Origin of the sequence: Pseudomonas sp. TH37 (genome assembly GCF_016650735.1) — a bacterium.
GTDB classification, from domain to species: Bacteria; Pseudomonadota; Gammaproteobacteria; order Pseudomonadales; family Pseudomonadaceae; genus Aquipseudomonas; species Aquipseudomonas farris.
In genome coordinates, this window is the sequence record NZ_JAEKFD010000006.1 from 323,257 (window position 1) to 341,342 (window position 18,086).

Consider the following 18,086-nt stretch of genomic DNA (forward strand, 5'->3'; position numbering starts at 1 on the left):
TTTTATTCCCGAACAATATCTTTTATTCACTTTCATATTCCATTTTGTTCATACAACTGCCACGCCCGATGTAGGAGCTGCCGAAGGCTGCGATCTTTTGATTTTGGCGATTTCAAAGCCACCAACGATCAAGATCAAAAGATCGCAGGCTGCGCCAGCTCCTACAAAAGCCCCGTGGCTTTGAGCAGTTTTTTCAACGCCTCTTTCTCGGCGGCGGAACCGTTGCCAAGAATCTGTTTGAGTTGCTGCTCGATCGTCACCAGCGACACAGCCGCCTCGGGCAGATTCAAATGCTCCGGCAAAATCTCGTCGCCGGTACTCACCAACAGCGCAAAGTGAATGACGTTCTCCAGCTCCCGGGTGTTGCCCGGCCAACTGTGCTGCTCCAGCAGATGCTGCGCGGCTTCGCTGATCAATGGCACCGGCAGGTCGAGGCGTTGGCTGTAGATGCCAAGGAAGTATTCGGCCAGCGACAGAATATCGCCCACCCGTTCACGCAAGGCCGGCAGTTCGAGCTGGCCTTCGCCGAGGTAGTGATAAAGCCGTTCATGGAATTTTCCGGCAGCCACGGCCTGAGCCAGATCGATGCTGGTGGCGGCCACCAGACGTACGTCCACCGGGCTTGGCTGCTGAGCACCGACGCGAGTGACTTCGTGGTTTTCCAGGGCGGCGAGCAACTTGATCTGGATTGGCAACGGCAAGTCGCCGATCTCGTCCAGATAGAGCGTGCCGCCATTGGCCGAACCAAACCAGCCAGCGCGACTGCTGGCCGAACCGCTGTAGCTGCCTGCGGCATAGCCGAACAATTCAGCATCGGCGTAGGTCGGGCTGATCGCCCCGCAATTGACTGACACGAACAATCCACCACGGTCACTGGCGCGATGGATATGTCGCGCCAGCAGTTCCTTACCGCTGCCGGTTTCACCGCGAATCAGCACCGAAATCGAACGTGGCGCCAGTTGTTCCAGCTCTTGGCGCAACTGCCGGGAACGCGGATCGACGAACACCAACGCCTTGGCGCGAATGCTCAGCGGGCTTTTTTCCGCATCGGGAAAGGTCAGCAGCGGCTGACCGAATGTTTCATGCAAGCTCATGGCAGACTCCCGCCCAAAACCGCCGGGAGGCGGAGGCCGATTCAAAAAAAAGAAAAAATAAAAGGTTCAGGCGCGACGCAGGGCGTGCTGTTCCATGCGGTTTTGTAGACGATAGAGGTACGCAAAACCCTGCTCCCAGCGCTGGTGACCGGACTTCACGTTGATGTGCCCGGCGCCCGATAAAATCCCCGCCTCGGCGCCCCATTGGCGCGCCAATTCAAGGGCTCGTGGCGCGCTCACCGCGCTGTCGTTGTCGGAGCTGACGACCTGGCTCGGAAACGGCAGCAAATGAGTCGGGATCGGTGCGAAGTTGCGCAGGGCCGGCGCGCAAGCCGGGCGCTCGACGTCCGCTGGCGCGACCAGCAACGCGCCGCGCACCTGACGCAAAAATGGCAGCGGTGCCGTGGCTGCCCAATGGGCGACGGTGATGCAGCCCAAGCTGTGAGCGATCAGAATCACGGGCGTGCTGTCGGCGGCAATCGCCTCGGCCAGTGCCGCGACCCAGTCCTCACGACGAGGCGTCAGCCAGTCGGCCTGCTCCACCCGCGCACTGTTGGGCAGGCTGTTCTGCCAATGGGTTTGCCAATGATCTTCTGGCGATCCTTGCCAGCCCGGCACAATCAGGTAGCGAATTGATTCGTTGCGCATGGGGGAGCTCTCCTGCTGCGTGTCTGTTCCTGATCGAGTATAGGGAGGAGAGTTATATTCGTTAAGGAATAAGAAGCTATTTATTAATATCTTTATCGAATATACAACCGATCACCTGTGGGAGCGAGCCTGCTTGGACGTGGCGACGCCCTCGCGAGCAGGCTCGCTCCCATAGGGGTTGGTGTTTGCCAAGAATAAAAAAGGGGCCGCACCCTGCCAAGGAGACGGCCCCGGAAATCGATGAATTCAAGTGGAGAGTCCCGCGTAATGTCACGCGGTATGCCTTTAGTAAAACGTTAGCGCGCAAAGGTTTCGGTTTAATGAAATCGTTGTTGCCGCTTTGGCGCTCTAGCCGCCGTTGAATGAATCATTGATCAAAACCATTATTCGTCAAAACAATATTTAAAGTTATTTATAGATCAAAAAGAAATATACCCCAGTACATGAAGGCATGGGGCAAGGTGTTCAGCCGAGAGGCGCTTGAGGAAAGGGAAGAGAACCGGGAAACCTACATTCCTCCTTACAACATCAATCTTGCATGACGCGCGATAGACGCATTATATCATCAGCACTTTGTATCAATGGACAGTGCGATTGCACTTCAACACACTCAGGAAGAGTACCTATGAATTCAATTACCAAGCCGCTGATTTACCTGCTACTGCTGTCAGCATCATTTCCGCTCTTCGCTGCGCCACCTAAGGACGCAGCCAAGGTTGAACTTGAGATCAAAAACAAAACCAGCTTTCCTCTGCAGGTTTTTCAGGGACAGTGGAGAAGAGTCGTACTGCCAGGTGATCGCCTTCAAACCCAAGACTACAAAAACGCCACCATTACGATTTCCACCTCCACCCCCGACGCCGCAATAAGGTTCGTCACCCTGAGCAATGCCAAGGGCTGTAAAGCACAAACCTGCATGCTGATTACAGGTAACTGAGCAGACCTTTCGGCGGTGAACACCACATGCTGAAAGTTATGACGACCGGGTAAATTTTGTTCCCACACAAAGCGTGGGAACATCCCGGGCTTGAACCGTCAACCGGTTCGCTCGCCCGAACGTGCCGAAATCATTGAACCGCACGCCCATCTCGCGCATCACCTTATGCGCCACCGGGACGGTCATCTGGCGGATATAAAACGGTTCTTTCACCACAAAATGATGGATCCCGTGGCTGCTGCCAAAATTGAAGCAGAACGCCTGCAACGGCCACATCCACCAAGGGTTCAACACCTGCGTTTGCTGGATCACATTGCCGGGTTCCACGTCACCGTAGTAGTGCATGTTCGAGCTGACAAAATGCAGGCAGAACGTGCGCAACACGTTCGGGCCGATGATCACCACGGCAGCGATGTCGATCACCTGCATCATCGTCAATGTAGTCGCCGACCATTCGATAGGCGCACCCAACAGATGCGCAATGCCATTGGCGGCGTGAAAACCGAGAAACACGTACCACGCCCCCCAATGCACCAGCGCCAGTGGCGCATAGACTTTCAGAGAACGCTTGATGATGCTGAACTTGTGCGCCCAGGTCCTGGCCCGCAGCATGCGGATGAACGCAGACATCACGTTGTCGCCGACCATCAACAGCCGCGCGATGCCCCAGGGCTCACCGTTGGTGATCGCCCGCTCTTCCATGTCGGCTTCGCTGCCGGACACCTTGTGATGGTTTAGGTGCAAATGGCGGCGGATCCAGGGGTTGATGGTGCTCGGTCGCGCCAGCCACACCAGACCCATCATCAGGTTGTGCGGCACGCGCTGTTTGCGGAAGTACATGCTGTGGATCAGGTCATGCTCCAGCTCGTGGGTCAGCGAAGCAAAAAACGCGTTGAGTAGCAGGCATACCCACCAAGCCATGTACCCGGTGATGTACAGCGCTGCGGAACCGATCATCCCGGCCAAGGCGAAGGCCAGAATGCCCGCACCCAAGGCGTCCTGATGGTTGAGAATCGGGTAGCGTTGACGCAGTTCGACGCCTTTGGCCAATACCACCTCGCGAATATGCGCTGATCGCTGTGCTGCATTCAGTCGCTGGGGACTTGCAGAAGTACCGTCCATGCTTCCATCCTCTGGTTATTGATGTTCGCATCCTGCCCCGTGATGCTTTACTGAGCGGTAGCCGTGAACGCCAACCTGTTGACCGGACGCGCCAATCAACATGACAGAACCGACCTCCCTCGCCAGCTGGACCCGCGCTCTGCGCAAGCAGCTCGATGCGCTGGGGCTCGACAGCACCGCCCTGTGCCAACAGGCGGGGCTCGACCCGCAGTTGATGGACGACCCGAACGCCCGTTACCCGTTGTCCGCTACCACGCGCCTGTGGCAAATCGCGGTGCAGGTCAGCGGCGATCCGGCGATTGGCTTGCGGGTGTCGCGTTTCGTCAGCCCCACCACGTTTCATGCGTTGGGTTATGCGTTGGTGGCCAGCGGCAGCCTGCGGGAAGTCTTCGAGCGCATCGTGCGTTATCACCAAGTGGTCAGTAACGCGCTGGATCTGGAGCTTATCCGCGCGGAGGATCGCTACTACTTCCGCCTGAAAATCCCCCAAGGCAACCCCGCGCCAGCCTTCGAAGCCATTGATGCCTTCGCGGCGATTTACGTGCGCACTTGCCGCAATCGCTTGGGCCGTGACTACGCCCCGCTGGCGGTTTACCTGCGTCGTCCGGAACCTGCCGACCCGCATCAATGGCACAAAGTGTTCCGCTCGCCGGTGTATTTCAACGCCGATGAAGACCGACTGGAGTTCGCTCTGCTGGATTTCGACAGCCATCTGGACGACGCCAACCCGGAACTGGCCGAGCACAACGAAACCGTGCTCAAACGCACCCTGGCGCAACTCAAACCGCTGACCTGGGAGCGCAAGGTTCGCGACGCCATTGAAGAGCAATTACCCGAAGGTGAACCGTCGGCCGATCACATCGCCCAGGCGCTGCATTTGAGTCTACGCAGCCTGCAACGGCACTTGGCGGACGAAGGTTGTCGGTTCGATACGCTGCTCAACGAAAGCCGGGAAAACCTGGCGCTACTGCACCTGCGCGACCCGCTGTGCTCGCTGGGTGAGATCAGTTATCTGCTGGGTTTCGCCGACACCAGCAGCTTCAGTCGTGCGTTCAAACGCTGGACCGGGATGACGCCGGGGCAGTTTCGGGATGGCTTGCGGTGACAGATCCGAGAGGTGTGTTGAGTTTTCCGGCCTCTTCGCGGGCAAGCCCGCTCCCACAGGTTTTTCGGTTGCTCACAACACAGTGATTCACCCAGAACCACTGTGGGAGCAGGCTTGCCCGCGATAGCAATTTCTCAAACACCACTGAAACCGCTACCGCCCGCGATCCCGCCGCAACAGCTTGCGCACCCGCTTCACCAGTTCACTGACGGCAAACGGCTTGAGCAGGTAATCATCCTCATGCAACTCCAGCCCGCGCAGGCGATCTTCGATGCCGTCCTTGGTGGTGAGGAGCAGCACCGGTGTGTCGCCGAGCTTGCGGATCTGCTGCAGCAACTGCCAGCCGTTGAGCCCCGGCAGCATCACGTCGAGGATGATCAATTCGTACTCGCCGGACTCGATAAAGCGCCGGCCGTCCATGCCATTGAGCGCCACGTCCACCGCGTAACTCGCTTCGCTCAGGCCTTTGGCCAGGAGACTGGCGGTCTCGGGTTCGTCTTCCACTAGCAATACACGCATGGCACACCTCGATTATCGTCGTCACAGGCTAGGCGCGTTCATGGACAAAGCCTACCTATATCGCAGGCTTCGCCAGCTCCTACATGGGCAGCGATCTTTTTCAAATCACCGCCAACGCTCGCAACCGCAGCGCATCCAGAATCTCGATCTCGCCATACTTGAGGTTCAGAATCCCTTGCCCCTGCAAATCCTTGAGGAGCTGGTTGGTGGTCTGGCGCGACAGCGACAACATCGACGCCAGTTGCTCCTGAGGCAGTTGCAGAACACGGCGCGGGGGATCGATTTCACCGTAACCCTCGGCGATCATCAGCAAGCGATGGGCCAGGCGCGCCGGCGCTGGCATCAGGCTGAGCTGTTCGAGGTTGATGAAGGTCAGGCGCAGTTTGTGGCTCATCAGCAACGCCAGTTGCCGCCAGTAAACCGGTTGTTGGTCGAGCAATTTCAGCAGCGTCACCTGCGGGATGTGCAACAGGGTGCACTGGCCAACGGCGTAGGCATCGTGGGTTCGCGGCTGGCCATCGAACAGGCAGATTTCGCCGAACCAGTGCGGCGCTTCCACCAGGCTCAGCAGCGCTTCCTTGCCCTGCTCGCTCACCGCGCCAATGCGCACCGAACCTTCGAGCACTGCATACAGCCCGCACGGCGGATCACCGCGTTTGAATAGCAGTTGCCCCGACGGCAGGCGCCGAACCCGGGCCGCAGCCAGCAGACTATCCTGTAAAGGAACAGGTAAATGACTGAACCACTGCCCCGTATCCAGGCGCGAACGCCAAACCTGCATGCCCATGAAAACTCCTGGAGATTGTCGCCTGGCTGACAGAGCGAGAGATGAAGCCCGGGGCATCATCCATCACCCTACAGGAGGAATAACAATGAAAAGCCTCGTTGACCATCTCAGTCAATACGCCGCCTACCACCGTGACCCGCGCAATATTGCCAGCCACTTTATCGGTATCCCGCTGATTGTAGTGGCGGTCGCGGTGTTGCTGTCGCGGCCGCAATGGGGGGCAGGCTGGATTTCGCCGGCGGTGCTGGTCGCGATGGCATCGGCGTGGTTTTACCTGCGTCTGGAGGTGCGTCTCGGGGTGTTGATGACCGTGTTGCTCGGTCTGTGCATTTGGGCGGGTCAGGTTCTCGCGCAGCAAAGTACGCTGGTCTGGCTGGCCAGCGGCATCGGGATGTTTGTGGTGGGGTGGGCGATTCAGTTTGTCGGTCATCACTACGAGGGACGCAAACCGGCGTTTGTCGATGATGTGACGGGGTTGATTGTCGGGCCGTTGTTTGTAGTGGTTGAGTTGGCGTTTTTGCTGGGGTTGCGGCATGAGCTGAAAGAGCAGATCGAGGCTCGGGCGGGGGGTGTGCGTTTGCGTCAGAAAAACGCAGCGGTGTAGGACGCCATCGCGGGCAAGCCCGCTCCCACAGTGATCTGTGTCGCTCACAAATCCCCTGTGGGAGCGGGCTTGCCCGCGATGCTTTTGCTTTTAAAGGTTGGCGACTTTCTGCCAGACCTTCGGTTTGAAGTACAACGTCTCACCCTTCGCCAATCCAACCAGGCTGTCGTGATCCTTCACCACTTCGGCTTCGATCAGCTCGCTCTGGCCTTCGACCTTCAGCGTCACCCGCGTGGTGGCGCCCAGCGGACGAATATCCCGCACTTCAGCCGCGTGGTGGTCTTCCAGTTCATGCCGCGACAGCGACACTTCGTGTGGACGGAACAGCACGTGCCGGTCTTCACCCAAATGCAGACGGTTCGAGTCCCCGAGGAAGTGATAGACGAAATCGCTGGCCGGGTTTTCGTAGACGTCGCCCGGTGAGCCGATCTGCTCGATCACACCCTTGTTCATCACCACGATACGGTCGGCGACTTCCATCGCCTCTTCCTGGTCGTGGGTCACGAACACCGAGGTCAGGTTGATGTCTTCGTGCAGCCGCGCCAGCCAGCGACGCAGCTCTTTACGGACCTTGGCATCCAGCGCACCGAAGGGTTCGTCGAGCAGCAAGACTTTTGGTTCCACCGCCAGGGCGCGGGCCAACGCGATGCGCTGACGCTGGCCGCCGGAGAGTTGTTCCGGGTAGCGATCGGCCAACCAATCCAGCTGCACCATGTTCAGCAGTTCGTGGACTTTCACCGCGATCTGGCTTTCATTCGGACGCTGGTTTTTCGGCTTCATGCGCAGGCCGAATGCGACGTTGTCGAACACCGTCATGTGCCGGAACAGAGCGTAGTGCTGGAACACGAAACCGACATTGCGATCACGCACGTCGTGGCCGGAAACGTCTTCACCATGGAACACGATGTTGCCCTGATCCGGAGTTTCCAGGCCGGCGATGATCCGCAGTAATGTGGTCTTGCCGCAGCCGGACGGCCCCAGCAGCGCCACCAGCTCGCCGCTTTGAATGTCCAGGCTGATGTTGTCCAGCGCCTTGAACGCGTGGAAGTTCTTGCTGACGTTACGCACTTCGATCGACATGACTTATTCCTCCGCGGCGCTGGCGCGCAGGCGGTTAATACGGTTTTCGCTCCACTGCTTGAGCAGCAGGATGAAGAGCGCCAGGATCAGCAACAGGCTCGCCACGGCGAACGCGGCCACGTGGTTGTATTCGTTGTAGAGGATCTCGACGTGCAGCGGCAGGGTGTTGGTCACCCCGCGAATGTGCCCGGAAACCACCGACACCGCACCGAACTCACCCATGGCCCGGGCCGTACACAGCACCACGCCATAGATCAGGCCCCATTTGATATTGGGAACGGTGACGTGCCAGAACATCTGCCAGCCATTAGCGCCGAGCAGGCGCGCGGCCTCTTCTTCCTGAGTACCTTGTTCCTGCATCAGCGGGATCAACTCACGGGCCACGAACGGCACGGTGACGAAAATCGTCGCCAGCACGATGCCCGGCAAGGCGAAGACGATCTGGATGTCGTGGTCCTGCAACCACGGGCCGAACAGCCCCTGGGCGCCGAACATCAACACGTAGACCAGACCTGCAATCACCGGCGACACCGAGAACGGCAGGTCGATCAGGGTCACCAGCATGCTCTTGCCGCGGAACGAGTATTTGCTCACGCACCACGCCGCGCTGACACCGAACACCAGGTTCAACGGCACCGAAATCAGCACCGCGATCACGGTGAGTTTCAACGCCGACAAGGCGTCTGGCTCAAAGATCGCGGTGAAGAACGCACCCAGGCCCAGCTTCAGGCCTTGGGACACCACGATGAACAACGGCAATAACAAAAACAGCGCGAAGATCAGCCAGCCGAGGCCGATCAAGACTCGCCGCGACGTGGCACTGCCACGGCGGGCGGCGTTCGAGGAGGCTGCTGCAATAGACGATTGGGACATGTTCGCGCCTCCTTATGGGGTTTCGATGCGCCGCTGCAGCAAGTTGATCAGCAGCAACAGGACAAAGGAAACCACCAGCATCAGTACACCAATAGAGGTGGCGCCGGTGTAATCGTACTGGTCGAGTTTGACCATGATCAGCAGCGGCAAAATCTCGGTTTTCATCGGCATGTTGCCGGCGATGAAAATCACCGAACCATACTCGCCGACCCCGCGGGCAAAGGCCAAGGCGAAACCGGTGAGCCAGGCTGGCAGCAGCGCGGGCACCAGAATATGGCGGAAAACCTGCAAGGGTTTTGCCCCAAGGCAGGCCGCCGCCTCTTCCACTTCACGCGGGATATCAGCCAGTACAGGCTGTACCGTACGTACTACGAATGGAAGCGTCACGAAAGTCAGCGCCAGGGTGATGCCAAGGGGGGTGTAGGCGATCTTGAAGCCCAAGTCCGCAGCGAACTGACCCACCAGACCGGTAGGGGTGTACAGCGCGGTCAGAGCGATACCGGCCACCGCGGTGGGCAAAGCAAAGGGCAGGTCGATCATCGCGTCGATGACTTTGCGCCCTGGGAAGGTGTAGCGCACCAGCACCCAGGCCAGCAGCGTGCCAATGATGCCGTTGATGATCGCGGCATAGAGCGCGGTGCCGAAGCTCAGCTTCAACGCCGCCAGCACCCGTGGCGCCGAGATGATGGCCCAGAACTGGTCCCAGGTAAGTTGGGCGGCATGCACGAACATCGCCGCCAGTGGAATGAGCACAATCAGGCTGAGGTACACCAAGGTGTAGCCCAGCGTCAGCCCGAAGCCGGGTATGACGGGGGAGATACGACGCGACATAAAAGTCCTTGGTTGAAAACGCGCTAAGCCCCGACGGTGAAATCGGGGCCTGTTGGCTAATGCCAGCCAGTTAAGGATTTGGACACCACAGCCCCTGTGGGAGCGAGCCTGCTCGCGATAGCGGCGGGTCAGCCAACATTTATGCTGAATGTACCGCCGTCATCGCGAGCAGGCTCCGCTCCCACAGGTTCAGCACCTTAACTGACTGGAATCAGGTCCATTGACTGATCCATTTCAGGTTACTGCGCCTGATAAATCTGGTCGAACACGCCACCGTCATTGAAGAATTTCGGTTGCGCGGTTTTCCAGCCACCGAAGTCCTTGTCGATGGTCACCAGCTCCAGTGTCGGGAACTGTTTGGCGTACTTGGCGGCCACGTCCTTGTCACGTGGACGATAGAAGTTTTTCGCCGCGATTTCCTGGCCGGCCGGGCTGTACAGGTGTTTGAGGTACGCCTCGGCGATGTCGGTGTTGCCCTTTTTCTCGGCGTTCTTGTCGACCACGGCCACCGGTGGTTCGGCAAGGATCGACAGCGAAGGCACGACGATGTCGAACTTGTCAGCGCCGCCGTCTTCTTTCAACGCCAGAAAGGCCTCGTTTTCCCAGGCCAGCAACACGTCGCCCTGACCGTTGTTGACGAAGGTGATGGTCGAGCCGCGAGCACCGGTGTCCAGCACAGGCACGTGTTTGAACAGGGTCTGCACGTACTCTTTGGCCTTGGCTTCGTTACCGCCGTTGGCTTTCAGGCCATAGGCCCAGGCCGCGAGGAAGTTCCAGCGTGCGCCGCCGGAGGTTTTCGGGTTCGGGGTGATGACTTCCACGCCGTTCTTGGTCAGGTCGCCCCAGTCCTTGATGCCTTTCGGGTTGCCCTTGCGCACCAGGAACACGATGGTCGAGGTGTAAGGCGTGCTCGCTTCCGGCAGACGCTTCTGCCAGTCGACCGGCAGGCTCTTGCCGAGTTTGGCGACTTCATCGATGTCGCCGGCCAGGGCCAGGGTCACCACGTCGGCCCGCAGACCGTCGATCACCGCCCGACCCTGCTTGCCCGAACCACCGTGGGACTGCTGGATTTTCACGTTGTCGCCAGCGTGGTCCTTTTTCCAGAAGTTGATGAACTCGGCGTTGTATTCCTGGTACAGCTCACGGGTCGGGTCATACGACACGTTGAGCAGCTCGTAATCCTTGGCAACCGCGGAACCAGCAAAAAGGGCACTGGCCAGGGCGGCCAAAGCAAAATGACGAATCGACGACATGGTGAAAGCTCCTGGAATTCTTGATGTGTTGGCTTTTTCTTATGGGCTGGAACGGGTTGCCTGTTCAAAGATCGCAGCGTTCGAAAGCGCCTAATATCAGCCTCCCGTAGGAGCCGCCGAAGGCTGCGATCTTTTGATCTTGCTTCAGCTCGATTTGTTGTTCGGGTTCTGCAACCGGAATTTCTCTTTGCGTTCGATCTGAACCACCTGGGCGTTGTGCACAGTGATTTCCACCGCACCAAAGCGCAGATCGCGCAAGGCGCTCTGGATCTCACGCAAAATGGTGGCTTCGTCCTGCCCGTCAACACTACGTAGGGATGCGCTCATGGTGCTGCTCCTTTAATGAGAGATGCCTGGCAGTGGCGGGCACTGCTTACGGCGTAGGGGCAATAGTAGATAGGCGCTGATATTCTTAAAAAGACTATTTAAGAATGTTTATATAACCATAATGAATTAATTGATAAGGCAAGGGTTTGCGGGGGACAAGGGGCGCACAAAACCCTGTGGCGAGGGGGCTTGCCCCCGTTCGGCTGCGTAGCAGACGCAAAAATTGGGGGCCGCTACGCGACCCAACGGGGGCAAGCCCCCTCGCCACAAAAAGCAGATCAAGCGCTCAGCCAATCGTTGGCGACGAATAGCCTGTGCCGAAGTCATCGATGGCCAGCCGCACGCCCAACTCGCGCAAGCGATGCATCTGCTCCAGCGCCACTTCCGGGTCTTCCATTACTGCGCTTTCAGTGACCTCCAGCTCCAGATAGGCCGGATCCAGGCCCGTGTCGTGCAGCACGTGAGCCACCTGCTGATACAACTCGCGCCGGGCGAACAGGCGAGAAGAAATGTTCACCGCGACAAACGACAACACCACGCCCGCCACTTGCCACTGGCACATCTGCTGGCAGGCCTGGCGCATGATCCAGGCATCGATCTCGGCAATCAGCCCGGTGCGTTCGGCAATGGGGATGAATTCAGCCGGCGACACCAGCCCACGTTGCGGATGCTCACGGGTGCAATCGAACACCGCTGCCGCCTGACGCAAACGCTCCCGGTCTGCATTGCGCTCACGCAATTTGGCGCCGACACCCAGGCAGCGAAACAATCGTGCCCGTGCAATGAAGATCAGCCCGGCGCTGAACGCCACCCAGGCATAACCGTTGATCAGTTGCCAGCGCAGCAGGTCGGTGGAACTATCGAAGAACCTGTTCAGTAAATAACCACTAAACTGGAGCCAGGCTACGGAAAGCACCAGATAGAGCAGCGCTGCACGCAAAGCATCGCGATAGGTGGCCGACATGAGAGCCTCCATGTCCCTACAAAAAGGCTGGAATTATAGATTAAAGAAACATCCAGCCACTCTTATCTGAAAGGGCGACTGGTTTTATCTGTGGGCTAAGTGATAATGCAACGGCTGTTTTTTTCTTTATCGAGGGTCCTATAGGCTATGTGGTACGAAGGTTTTCTTGGCTTATCGCCCTGGTCACTGGTGGCAGTCACCCTACTGATGACCCACGTGACGATCGTCGGCGTCACGGTTTATCTGCATCGTTATTCAGCCCATCGCTCGCTTGAGCTCAATGCCGGCCTGAAACATTTCTTCCGCTTCTGGCTGTGGTTAACCACGGCGCAGAACACCCGCGAGTGGACGGCTATCCACCGCAAGCATCACGCCAAATGCGAAACCGTCGATGACCCGCACAGCCCGGTCATCAAGGGGTTGTCCACCGTTCTGCGCAAAGGCGCCGAGCTGTACCGCGCCGAAGCGGAAAACCCCGAGACCCTGCGCATCTACGGCAAAAACTGCCCCGAAGACTGGATCGAACGCAACCTCTACAGCCGCTTTCCGCTGCTGGGGGTGGCGATCATGGGCGTCATCGACCTGCTGCTGTTCGGCACCATCGGTATCACCATCTGGGCCATCCAGATGATGTGGATCCCGGTATGGGCCGCAGGCGTGGTGAATGGCCTGGGCCATGCCATCGGCTACCGCAACTTCGAATGCCGCGATGCGGCGACCAATCTGGTGCCCTGGGGCATCCTGATCGGCGGCGAAGAACTGCATAACAACCATCACACCTACCCTAACTCCGCCAAACTGTCGGTGAAGAAATGGGAATTTGACCTCGGTTGGGCCTGGATCCAGGTCTTCAGCTTCCTGCGTCTGGCCAAGGTCCAGCGGGTCGCGCCCATCGCCCACCGTGTCGAAGGCAAAGGCAGCCTGGACATGGACACCGCCATGGCGATCCTCAACAACCGCTTCCAGATCATGGCCCAGTACCGCAAGCTGGTGATCGCGCCGCTGGTCAAGCAAGAGCTGGAAAAGGTCGATCACTCGGTCCGCCACCAGTTCCACCGGGCCAAGCGTTTGCTGTCGCGGGAAACCAGCCTGCTGGACGATAAACACCATATGCGCATCCAGACCATGCTCGAGCACAGCCAGGCGCTGAAGGTAATTTACGAAAAACGCCTGGCCTTGCAACAGATCTGGGTCAAGACCAGCTCAAATGGTCACGACATGCTGGCTGCTATCAAGGATTGGGTACACGAGGCCGAGGCCAGCGGGATTCAATCCCTGCGTGATTTCGCCGACCAGTTGAAAACCTACTCCCTTCGCCCTGCCAACGCCTGATCCTCTGTGGCGAGGGGGCTTGCCCCCGTTCGGCGGCGAAGCCGTCGCAAAACCTGACGACGCGTTTTACCCGTAAAAACGCGTCGTCAATTCAAGCAGCCATACCGCCCAGCGGGCCCCTGCCCCCCAAGCGGGAACTTCGCTCCAAATCCCCTATCTCAAAGACACTTCGCCATCCAGGCGGGCTTTGTTCTCGGCCGCTGTCGACATAGCGGCACGCCCTTTGAGATTTGTGCCGATGGTTAATAAAAGCCTACAAGACACATCCCTTCCCCAGTGGCCCGAGGCCGCGCAAACGCTGATGGCGCTGATGCATGCCCAGGGTGAAGTGGCACGCCTGAGCGAACGCGAACAGCTGTTCAGCTCGCTGCTGGTCAGCGTCAACGCCGTGCTTTGGGCATTCAACTGGGAAACCCGTCAGGTGCTCTACGTCAGCCCGGCCTATGACCGGATTTTTGGCCGCCCCGCCGGCCTGTTGCTGTCCGACTTCAACCACTGGCGCGACAGCGTCTATCCCGACGATCTGGACTACGCCGAGCGCAGCCTCGCCCAAGTGCTGGTCAAAGGCGCCGTCGAAGATCGCGAATACCGCATCATCGCCGCCGACGGCCAGGTGCGCTGGCTCAGCGACAAGTGTTTCATCAACCGTCAGGCCGAGCCGGGCCAACCGCTGATCATCGTCGGCATTGCCGAAGACATCACCGAGAAAAAGCAGATGGAAGCCGAGCTGCAACGCCTGGCCAGCACCGATGTGTTGACCCAAAGCAGCAATCGCCGACACTTCTTCGAATGCGCGAATCACGAATTCGAGCAGGCGCGGTTGAACGGCGCGCCAATGGCGTTCCTGTTGCTGGACATCGATGACTTCAAAGTGGTCAACGACACCTACGGCCATCAAGAGGGCGATAAGGTGCTGCAACGTATCGCCGAGAGCGGTCGCGCGGCGCTGCGGCGTGGTGATCTGTTCGGACGGATCGGCGGTGAGGAATTCGCAGCGGTGTTCCCCGGCTGCGCACCGGACATGGCCATGCAAGTGGCCGAGCGCCTGCAACGGGAAATTCAGCGGTTAGGCTTCAGCCATGACGACCAGACCTTCGGCATCACCGTCAGCCAGGGCCTGAGCAGCCTCACACACGAGGATGAAAGCATCGACACCCTGTTCGCCCGCGCTGATGCGGCGATGTACCAGGCCAAGCGTCAGGGCAAGAACCGGATTATCTCTGGCTGAGCTCGAATCGAAACTCAACGCAAAACTTGTGGGAGCGGGCTTGCCCGCGATAGCGGACTATCAGCCTACATCAATGCTGAATGTCAGACCCTCATCGCGGGCAAGCCCGCTCCCACAAGGTTTTGCGTGAAGCTTATTTTTTGCGCAAACGCATCAACTCCGGCAATCCGATCTTGAGCAATCGTGCCGTACGGCTTTTGGACAGTTCAATGCCCCCCCTGATGTTTTCAAGCGACATAAAAAAACCCGCCGAAGCGGGTTTTTTGTCGATCAGATCACAAATGGATCAGAGCTCGGCGAAGCACTCTTCGATGATCGCCAGGCCTTTGTCCAGTTGCTCGTCCGGCGAGGTCAGCGGTACCAGTACGCGCAGAACGTTGCCGTAGGTGCCACACGACAGCAGGATCAGGCCCTTATCGCGAGCCTTGGCCACAACCGATGCCACGGCAGCAGCGTTAGGCTTGTGGCTGTCGCCGTCGACGAACAGCTCGACCGCGATCATCGCGCCCAGGGCACGCACTTCGCCGATGACCGGGTACTTGGCCTGGATGGCTTTCAGGCCAGTCACCAGACGCTCGCCGACCGCTTTGCAGCGATCCAGCAGGTGTTCTTCTTCGAACACTTCCATCACGGCCAGGGCCGCGGCGCAAGCGATCGGGCTACCGGCGTAAGTACCGCCCAGGCCGCCTGGAGCGATGGCGTCCATGTATTCGGCCTTGCCGCACACACCGGCCAGCGGGAAGCCGCCAGCGATGGATTTGGCGAAGGTGGTCAGGTCGGCGGCAACGCCCATTTGTTCCATGGCGAAGAAAGTGCCGGTACGGCCAGCGCCAGTCTGCACTTCGTCCGCGATCAACAGAATGCCGTGCTGGTCGCACAGGGCGCGCAGACGCTTCATGAACTCTTTAGGCGCGACGTAGAAACCACCTTCGCCCTGAACCGGCTCGATGATGATGGCAGCGATGTCACGCGGCTCTGCGTCGTTTTTGAAGATGCGCTCGATGCTGGCGATCGAATCGTCGATGCTCACACCGTGCAATTCGTTAGGGTACAGCGCGCGGAAGATGCCGCCTGGCATCAGGCCCATGCCGGCCGAGTAAGGCACGACTTTACCGGTCAGGCCCAGGGTCATCATGGTGCGACCGTGGTAAGCGCCAGTGAACGCGATCACGCCGGCACGGCCAGTGGCAGCGCGGGCGATCTTGATGGAGTTTTCCACGGCTTCGGAGCCGGTGGTCACCAGCAGGGTTTTCTTGGCGAAATCACCCGGCACCTTGGCGTTGATTTTTTCGCACACTTCCACGTATGGCTCGTAGGCCAGTACCTGGAAGCAGGTGTGGGTCAGCTTGTTCAGCTGCTCGGTCACCGCTTTGATGATTTTCGGGTGCACGTGACCGGTGTTCAGCACGGCGATACCGCCGGCGAAGTCGATGAACTCGCGACCTTCAACGTCGGTCACGGTGGCGTTCTTCGCGTGGTCGGCGAAGATCGGGTGAATCTGGCCAACACCGCGCGGTACAGCGGCTTCACGGCGTTTCATCAGGGATGCGTTCGTCTTGCTCATAGTGTCCTCATTCACCGCTCATCGGGCGGCGTGGTTCAAGGAAAATGCGGCGGGGAGGTAACTACGGCAGCATGCGATGATCGACTGCCACAGCTTTCCCGGCCACAGAGAAATTCCGTTTGAAGCGTCGCAAAGGGACAGCGCTCTCGTGCCCTTTGCGCTTGAAGCAATGGCCTCAGATACCCAGGCAGAGGTATTTGATTTCCAGGTAATCTTCGATGCCGTACTTGGAGCCTTCACGGCCCAGGCCCGACGCCTTGATGCCACCGAACGGCGCGACTTCGTTGGAGATCAACCCGGTGTTGACGCCGACCATGCCGTATTCCAGGGCTTCAGCCACACGGAACACACGGCCCAGGTCACGAGCATAGAAGTACGAGGCCAGACCGAACTCGGTGTCGTTGGACATCGCGATCACATCGGCTTCATCTTTGAAGCGGAACAGTGGCGCCAATGGACCGAAGGTTTCTTCCTTGGCCACGGCAGCGTTATTCGGCACGTTGGTCAGGATGGTCGGCTCGAAGAAGTTTCCTTCCATCACCTTGCCACCGGACAGCACGGTTGCGCCTTTGCCGACGGCGTCAGCAATGTGCTCTTGAACCTTGGCCACGGCTTTTTCGTCGATCAGCGGACCAGTAGTGGTGCCGTCTTCCAGACCGTTACCGATCTTGAGCTTGCCCACGGCCACTTTCAGCTTCTCGGCGAACGCGTCGTAGACCGAATCCTGAATGTACAGGCGGTTGGCGCAGACGCAGGTCTGGCCGTTGTTGCGGTATTTGGAAATGATCGCGCCTTCGACGGCCTTATCCAGGTCCGCGTCGTCGAACACGATGAACGGCGCGTTACCACCCAGTTCCAGGGAGATTTTCTTGATGTCCTTGGCGCATTCAGCCATCAGCTGACGACCGATTTCAGTCGAACCGGTGAAGGACAATTTGCGCACGATCGGGTTGCTGGTCAGCTCGCTGCCGATGTCGCCGGCGCTGCCGGAAACAACACTGAACACACCGTTCGGAATACCGGCACGCTGGGCCAGTTCAGCCAGAGCGAAAGCCGAGAAAGGCGTTTGCGAAGCAGGCTTGAGCACCATGGTGCAACCGGCGGCCAGGGCCGGGCCGGCTTTACGGGTGATCATCGCGGCAGGGAAGTTCCACGGGGTAATGGCAGCGGTCACGCCGATCGGCTGCTTGATCACGATCAGGCGCTTGTCTGGCTGGTGACCCGGAATCACATCACCGTAAATACGCTTGGCTTCCTCAGCGAACCACTCGATAAAGGAAGCGGCGTAAACGATCTCGCCCTTGGCTTCAGCCAATGGCTTGCCCTGCTCCAGAGTCATCAGGCGAGCCAGGTCGTCCTGGTTCTCGATGATCAGTTCGAACCAGCGACGCAGCTTGTTCGCGCGATCCTTGGCGGTCAGTGCACGCCAGGCCGGCAGCGCTTTGTCCGCGGCTTCGATTGCACGGCGGGTTTCGGCAGCGCCCATTTTCGGCACAGTGCCCAGAATTTCGCCCGTTGCCGGGTTGTTGACCTTGATCGTCTGACCGTTGTCCGCATCGACCCAAGCGCCATCGATAAAGGCTTGCTGGCGGAACAACTGGGTGTCTTTAAGCTGCATGTCGGCTTTCCTTAACAGCACCGCGGCACGCGCGGAGCGAATTATGATTGTAGAAAGGCGCCTTATAGGCTGCCGTCAGGGAAATCATTCACCGGGCTGAAGCACATAAATAGCGCACAAATCGAACTCGTGCGGTTCAGCACCCAGACAAGAGCGTTTGAAATCTCAAACGAATCCTAGGATCAAAGGGGGTAAAGGAC

At 58.8% G+C, this 18,086-nt stretch carries 17 protein-coding genes and 1 pseudogene; 5 read left to right on the forward strand and 13 right to left on the reverse strand.

Annotation, left to right across the window (positions count from 1 at the left end; translation table 11 throughout):
• Positions 1–161: 161 nt before the first annotated feature.
• Both JFU11_RS17940 and JFU11_RS17945 read right to left on the reverse strand, forming a co-directional pair.
• Positions 162–1,094 carry a sigma 54-interacting transcriptional regulator gene (locus JFU11_RS17940; protein WP_201061612.1) on the reverse strand — a complete coding sequence of 311 codons (933 nt, stop codon included), beginning with the start codon at positions 1,092–1,094 and terminating at the stop codon, positions 162–164.
• Between the two features lie 66 nt (positions 1,095–1,160).
• Entirely contained in the window at positions 1,161–1,742 is a 582-nt protein-coding gene (locus JFU11_RS17945) for an alpha/beta hydrolase (RefSeq protein WP_030131588.1), read from the reverse strand.
• Between the two features lie 625 nt (positions 1,743–2,367).
• Here JFU11_RS17945 and JFU11_RS17950 point away from each other — a divergent pair.
• Positions 2,368–2,679: a hypothetical protein gene (locus JFU11_RS17950; protein WP_052962914.1), complete on the forward strand. Its 312-nt coding sequence runs from the start codon at positions 2,368–2,370 to the stop codon at positions 2,677–2,679.
• 36 nt (positions 2,680–2,715) lie between these two features.
• On the opposite strand, the gene JFU11_RS17955 is transcribed toward JFU11_RS17950, so the two are convergent.
• On the reverse strand, positions 2,716–3,801 hold the full coding sequence (locus tag JFU11_RS17955; RefSeq protein ID WP_123719070.1) for a fatty acid desaturase: 1,086 nt from the start codon (positions 3,799–3,801) through the stop codon (positions 2,716–2,718).
• A gap of 100 nt (positions 3,802–3,901) precedes the next feature.
• Between JFU11_RS17955 and JFU11_RS17960 the strand changes: the two genes are divergently transcribed.
• The gene (locus JFU11_RS17960) at positions 3,902–4,906 is read left to right on the forward strand and encodes an AraC family transcriptional regulator (RefSeq protein WP_201061614.1); all 1,005 of its coding nucleotides are present in this window, start codon (positions 3,902–3,904) and stop codon (positions 4,904–4,906) included.
• A gap of 153 nt (positions 4,907–5,059) precedes the next feature.
• Here JFU11_RS17960 and JFU11_RS17965 read toward each other — a convergent pair whose 3' ends face one another.
• Both JFU11_RS17965 and JFU11_RS17970 read right to left on the reverse strand, forming a co-directional pair.
• The gene (locus JFU11_RS17965) at positions 5,060–5,425 is read right to left on the reverse strand and encodes a response regulator (protein WP_030131593.1); all 366 of its coding nucleotides are present in this window, start codon (positions 5,423–5,425) and stop codon (positions 5,060–5,062) included.
• A gap of 100 nt (positions 5,426–5,525) precedes the next feature.
• Positions 5,526–6,212, reverse strand: coding sequence for a Crp/Fnr family transcriptional regulator (locus tag JFU11_RS17970; protein WP_123719068.1), 687 nt, complete (start codon positions 6,210–6,212; stop codon positions 5,526–5,528).
• A gap of 85 nt (positions 6,213–6,297) precedes the next feature.
• Between JFU11_RS17970 and JFU11_RS17975 the strand changes: the two genes are divergently transcribed.
• On the forward strand, positions 6,298–6,816 hold the full coding sequence (locus JFU11_RS17975) for an Mpo1-like protein (protein ID WP_201061616.1): 519 nt from the start codon (positions 6,298–6,300) through the stop codon (positions 6,814–6,816).
• Positions 6,817–6,906: 90 nt separating this feature from the next.
• On the opposite strand, the gene JFU11_RS17980 is transcribed toward JFU11_RS17975, so the two are convergent.
• The 6 genes and pseudogenes from JFU11_RS17980 to JFU11_RS18005 all read right to left on the reverse strand — a co-directional run.
• Positions 6,907–7,896: a sulfate ABC transporter ATP-binding protein gene (locus tag JFU11_RS17980; protein WP_201061618.1), complete on the reverse strand. Its 990-nt coding sequence runs from the start codon at positions 7,894–7,896 to the stop codon at positions 6,907–6,909.
• Positions 7,897–7,899: 3 nt separating this feature from the next.
• Positions 7,900–8,769, reverse strand: a complete 870-nt coding sequence (gene cysW, locus JFU11_RS17985; protein ID WP_008068643.1) for a sulfate ABC transporter permease subunit CysW — start codon at positions 8,767–8,769, stop codon at positions 7,900–7,902.
• Positions 8,770–8,781: 12 nt separating this feature from the next.
• Complete coding sequence (gene cysT / locus JFU11_RS17990) at positions 8,782–9,600, reverse strand: sulfate ABC transporter permease subunit CysT (RefSeq protein ID WP_033058556.1); 819 nt, start codon at positions 9,598–9,600, stop codon at positions 8,782–8,784.
• Positions 9,601–9,839: 239 nt separating this feature from the next.
• Positions 9,840–10,853, reverse strand: a complete 1,014-nt coding sequence (locus JFU11_RS17995; protein ID WP_123719067.1) for a sulfate ABC transporter substrate-binding protein — start codon at positions 10,851–10,853, stop codon at positions 9,840–9,842.
• Positions 10,854–10,997: 144 nt separating this feature from the next.
• The gene (gene oscA, locus JFU11_RS18000) at positions 10,998–11,180 is read right to left on the reverse strand and encodes a sulfur starvation response protein OscA (protein WP_123719066.1); all 183 of its coding nucleotides are present in this window, start codon (positions 11,178–11,180) and stop codon (positions 10,998–11,000) included.
• A gap of 301 nt (positions 11,181–11,481) precedes the next feature.
• Positions 11,482–12,144, reverse strand: a pseudogene (locus tag JFU11_RS18005) (EAL domain-containing protein); the annotation flags it as partial.
• Between the two features lie 147 nt (positions 12,145–12,291).
• Here JFU11_RS18005 and desA point away from each other — a divergent pair.
• Positions 12,292–13,476: a delta-9 fatty acid desaturase DesA gene (desA, locus tag JFU11_RS18010; RefSeq protein ID WP_007899628.1), complete on the forward strand. Its 1,185-nt coding sequence runs from the start codon at positions 12,292–12,294 to the stop codon at positions 13,474–13,476.
• Positions 13,477–13,714: 238 nt separating this feature from the next.
• On the forward strand, positions 13,715–14,704 hold the full coding sequence (locus JFU11_RS18015) for a sensor domain-containing diguanylate cyclase (protein WP_201061622.1): 990 nt from the start codon (positions 13,715–13,717) through the stop codon (positions 14,702–14,704).
• A 286-nt stretch (positions 14,705–14,990) separates the two neighbouring features.
• On the opposite strand, the gene gabT is transcribed toward JFU11_RS18015, so the two are convergent.
• The gene (gene gabT / locus JFU11_RS18020; protein ID WP_201061624.1) at positions 14,991–16,268 is read right to left on the reverse strand and encodes a 4-aminobutyrate--2-oxoglutarate transaminase; all 1,278 of its coding nucleotides are present in this window, start codon (positions 16,266–16,268) and stop codon (positions 14,991–14,993) included.
• A 175-nt stretch (positions 16,269–16,443) separates the two neighbouring features.
• Positions 16,444–17,886: an NADP-dependent succinate-semialdehyde dehydrogenase gene (gabD, locus tag JFU11_RS18025; protein WP_201061626.1), complete on the reverse strand. Its 1,443-nt coding sequence runs from the start codon at positions 17,884–17,886 to the stop codon at positions 16,444–16,446.
• Between the last annotated feature and the right edge of the window lie 200 nt (positions 17,887–18,086).

Coding starts and splice junctions, on each gene's coding strand:
- JFU11_RS17955 (WP_123719070.1), bottom strand. CDS start 3,801: ATGGACGGTACTTCTGCAAGTCCCCAGCGACTGAATGCAGCACAGCGA.
- JFU11_RS17970 (WP_123719068.1), bottom strand. CDS start 6,212: ATGGGCATGCAGGTTTGGCGTTCGCGCCTGGATACGGGGCAGTGGTTC.
- gabT (WP_201061624.1), bottom strand. CDS start 16,268: ATGAGCAAGACGAACGCATCCCTGATGAAACGCCGTGAAGCCGCTGTA.
- cysT (WP_033058556.1), bottom strand. CDS start 9,600: ATGTCGCGTCGTATCTCCCCCGTCATACCCGGCTTCGGGCTGACGCTG.
- JFU11_RS17975 (WP_201061616.1), top strand. CDS start 6,298: ATGAAAAGCCTCGTTGACCATCTCAGTCAATACGCCGCCTACCACCGT.
- JFU11_RS18015 (WP_201061622.1), top strand. CDS start 13,715: ATGGTTAATAAAAGCCTACAAGACACATCCCTTCCCCAGTGGCCCGAG.
- JFU11_RS17995 (WP_123719067.1), bottom strand. CDS start 10,853: ATGTCGTCGATTCGTCATTTTGCTTTGGCCGCCCTGGCCAGTGCCCTT.
- JFU11_RS17965 (WP_030131593.1), bottom strand. CDS start 5,425: ATGCGTGTATTGCTAGTGGAAGACGAACCCGAGACCGCCAGTCTCCTG.
- desA (WP_007899628.1), top strand. CDS start 12,292: ATGTGGTACGAAGGTTTTCTTGGCTTATCGCCCTGGTCACTGGTGGCA.
- JFU11_RS17945 (WP_030131588.1), bottom strand. CDS start 1,742: ATGCGCAACGAATCAATTCGCTACCTGATTGTGCCGGGCTGGCAAGGA.
- oscA (WP_123719066.1), bottom strand. CDS start 11,180: ATGAGCGCATCCCTACGTAGTGTTGACGGGCAGGACGAAGCCACCATT.
- JFU11_RS17980 (WP_201061618.1), bottom strand. CDS start 7,896: ATGTCGATCGAAGTGCGTAACGTCAGCAAGAACTTCCACGCGTTCAAG.
- JFU11_RS17950 (WP_052962914.1), top strand. CDS start 2,368: ATGAATTCAATTACCAAGCCGCTGATTTACCTGCTACTGCTGTCAGCA.
- gabD (WP_201061626.1), bottom strand. CDS start 17,886: ATGCAGCTTAAAGACACCCAGTTGTTCCGCCAGCAAGCCTTTATCGAT.
- cysW (WP_008068643.1), bottom strand. CDS start 8,769: ATGTCCCAATCGTCTATTGCAGCAGCCTCCTCGAACGCCGCCCGCCGT.
- JFU11_RS17940 (WP_201061612.1), bottom strand. CDS start 1,094: ATGAGCTTGCATGAAACATTCGGTCAGCCGCTGCTGACCTTTCCCGAT.
- JFU11_RS17960 (WP_201061614.1), top strand. CDS start 3,902: ATGACAGAACCGACCTCCCTCGCCAGCTGGACCCGCGCTCTGCGCAAG.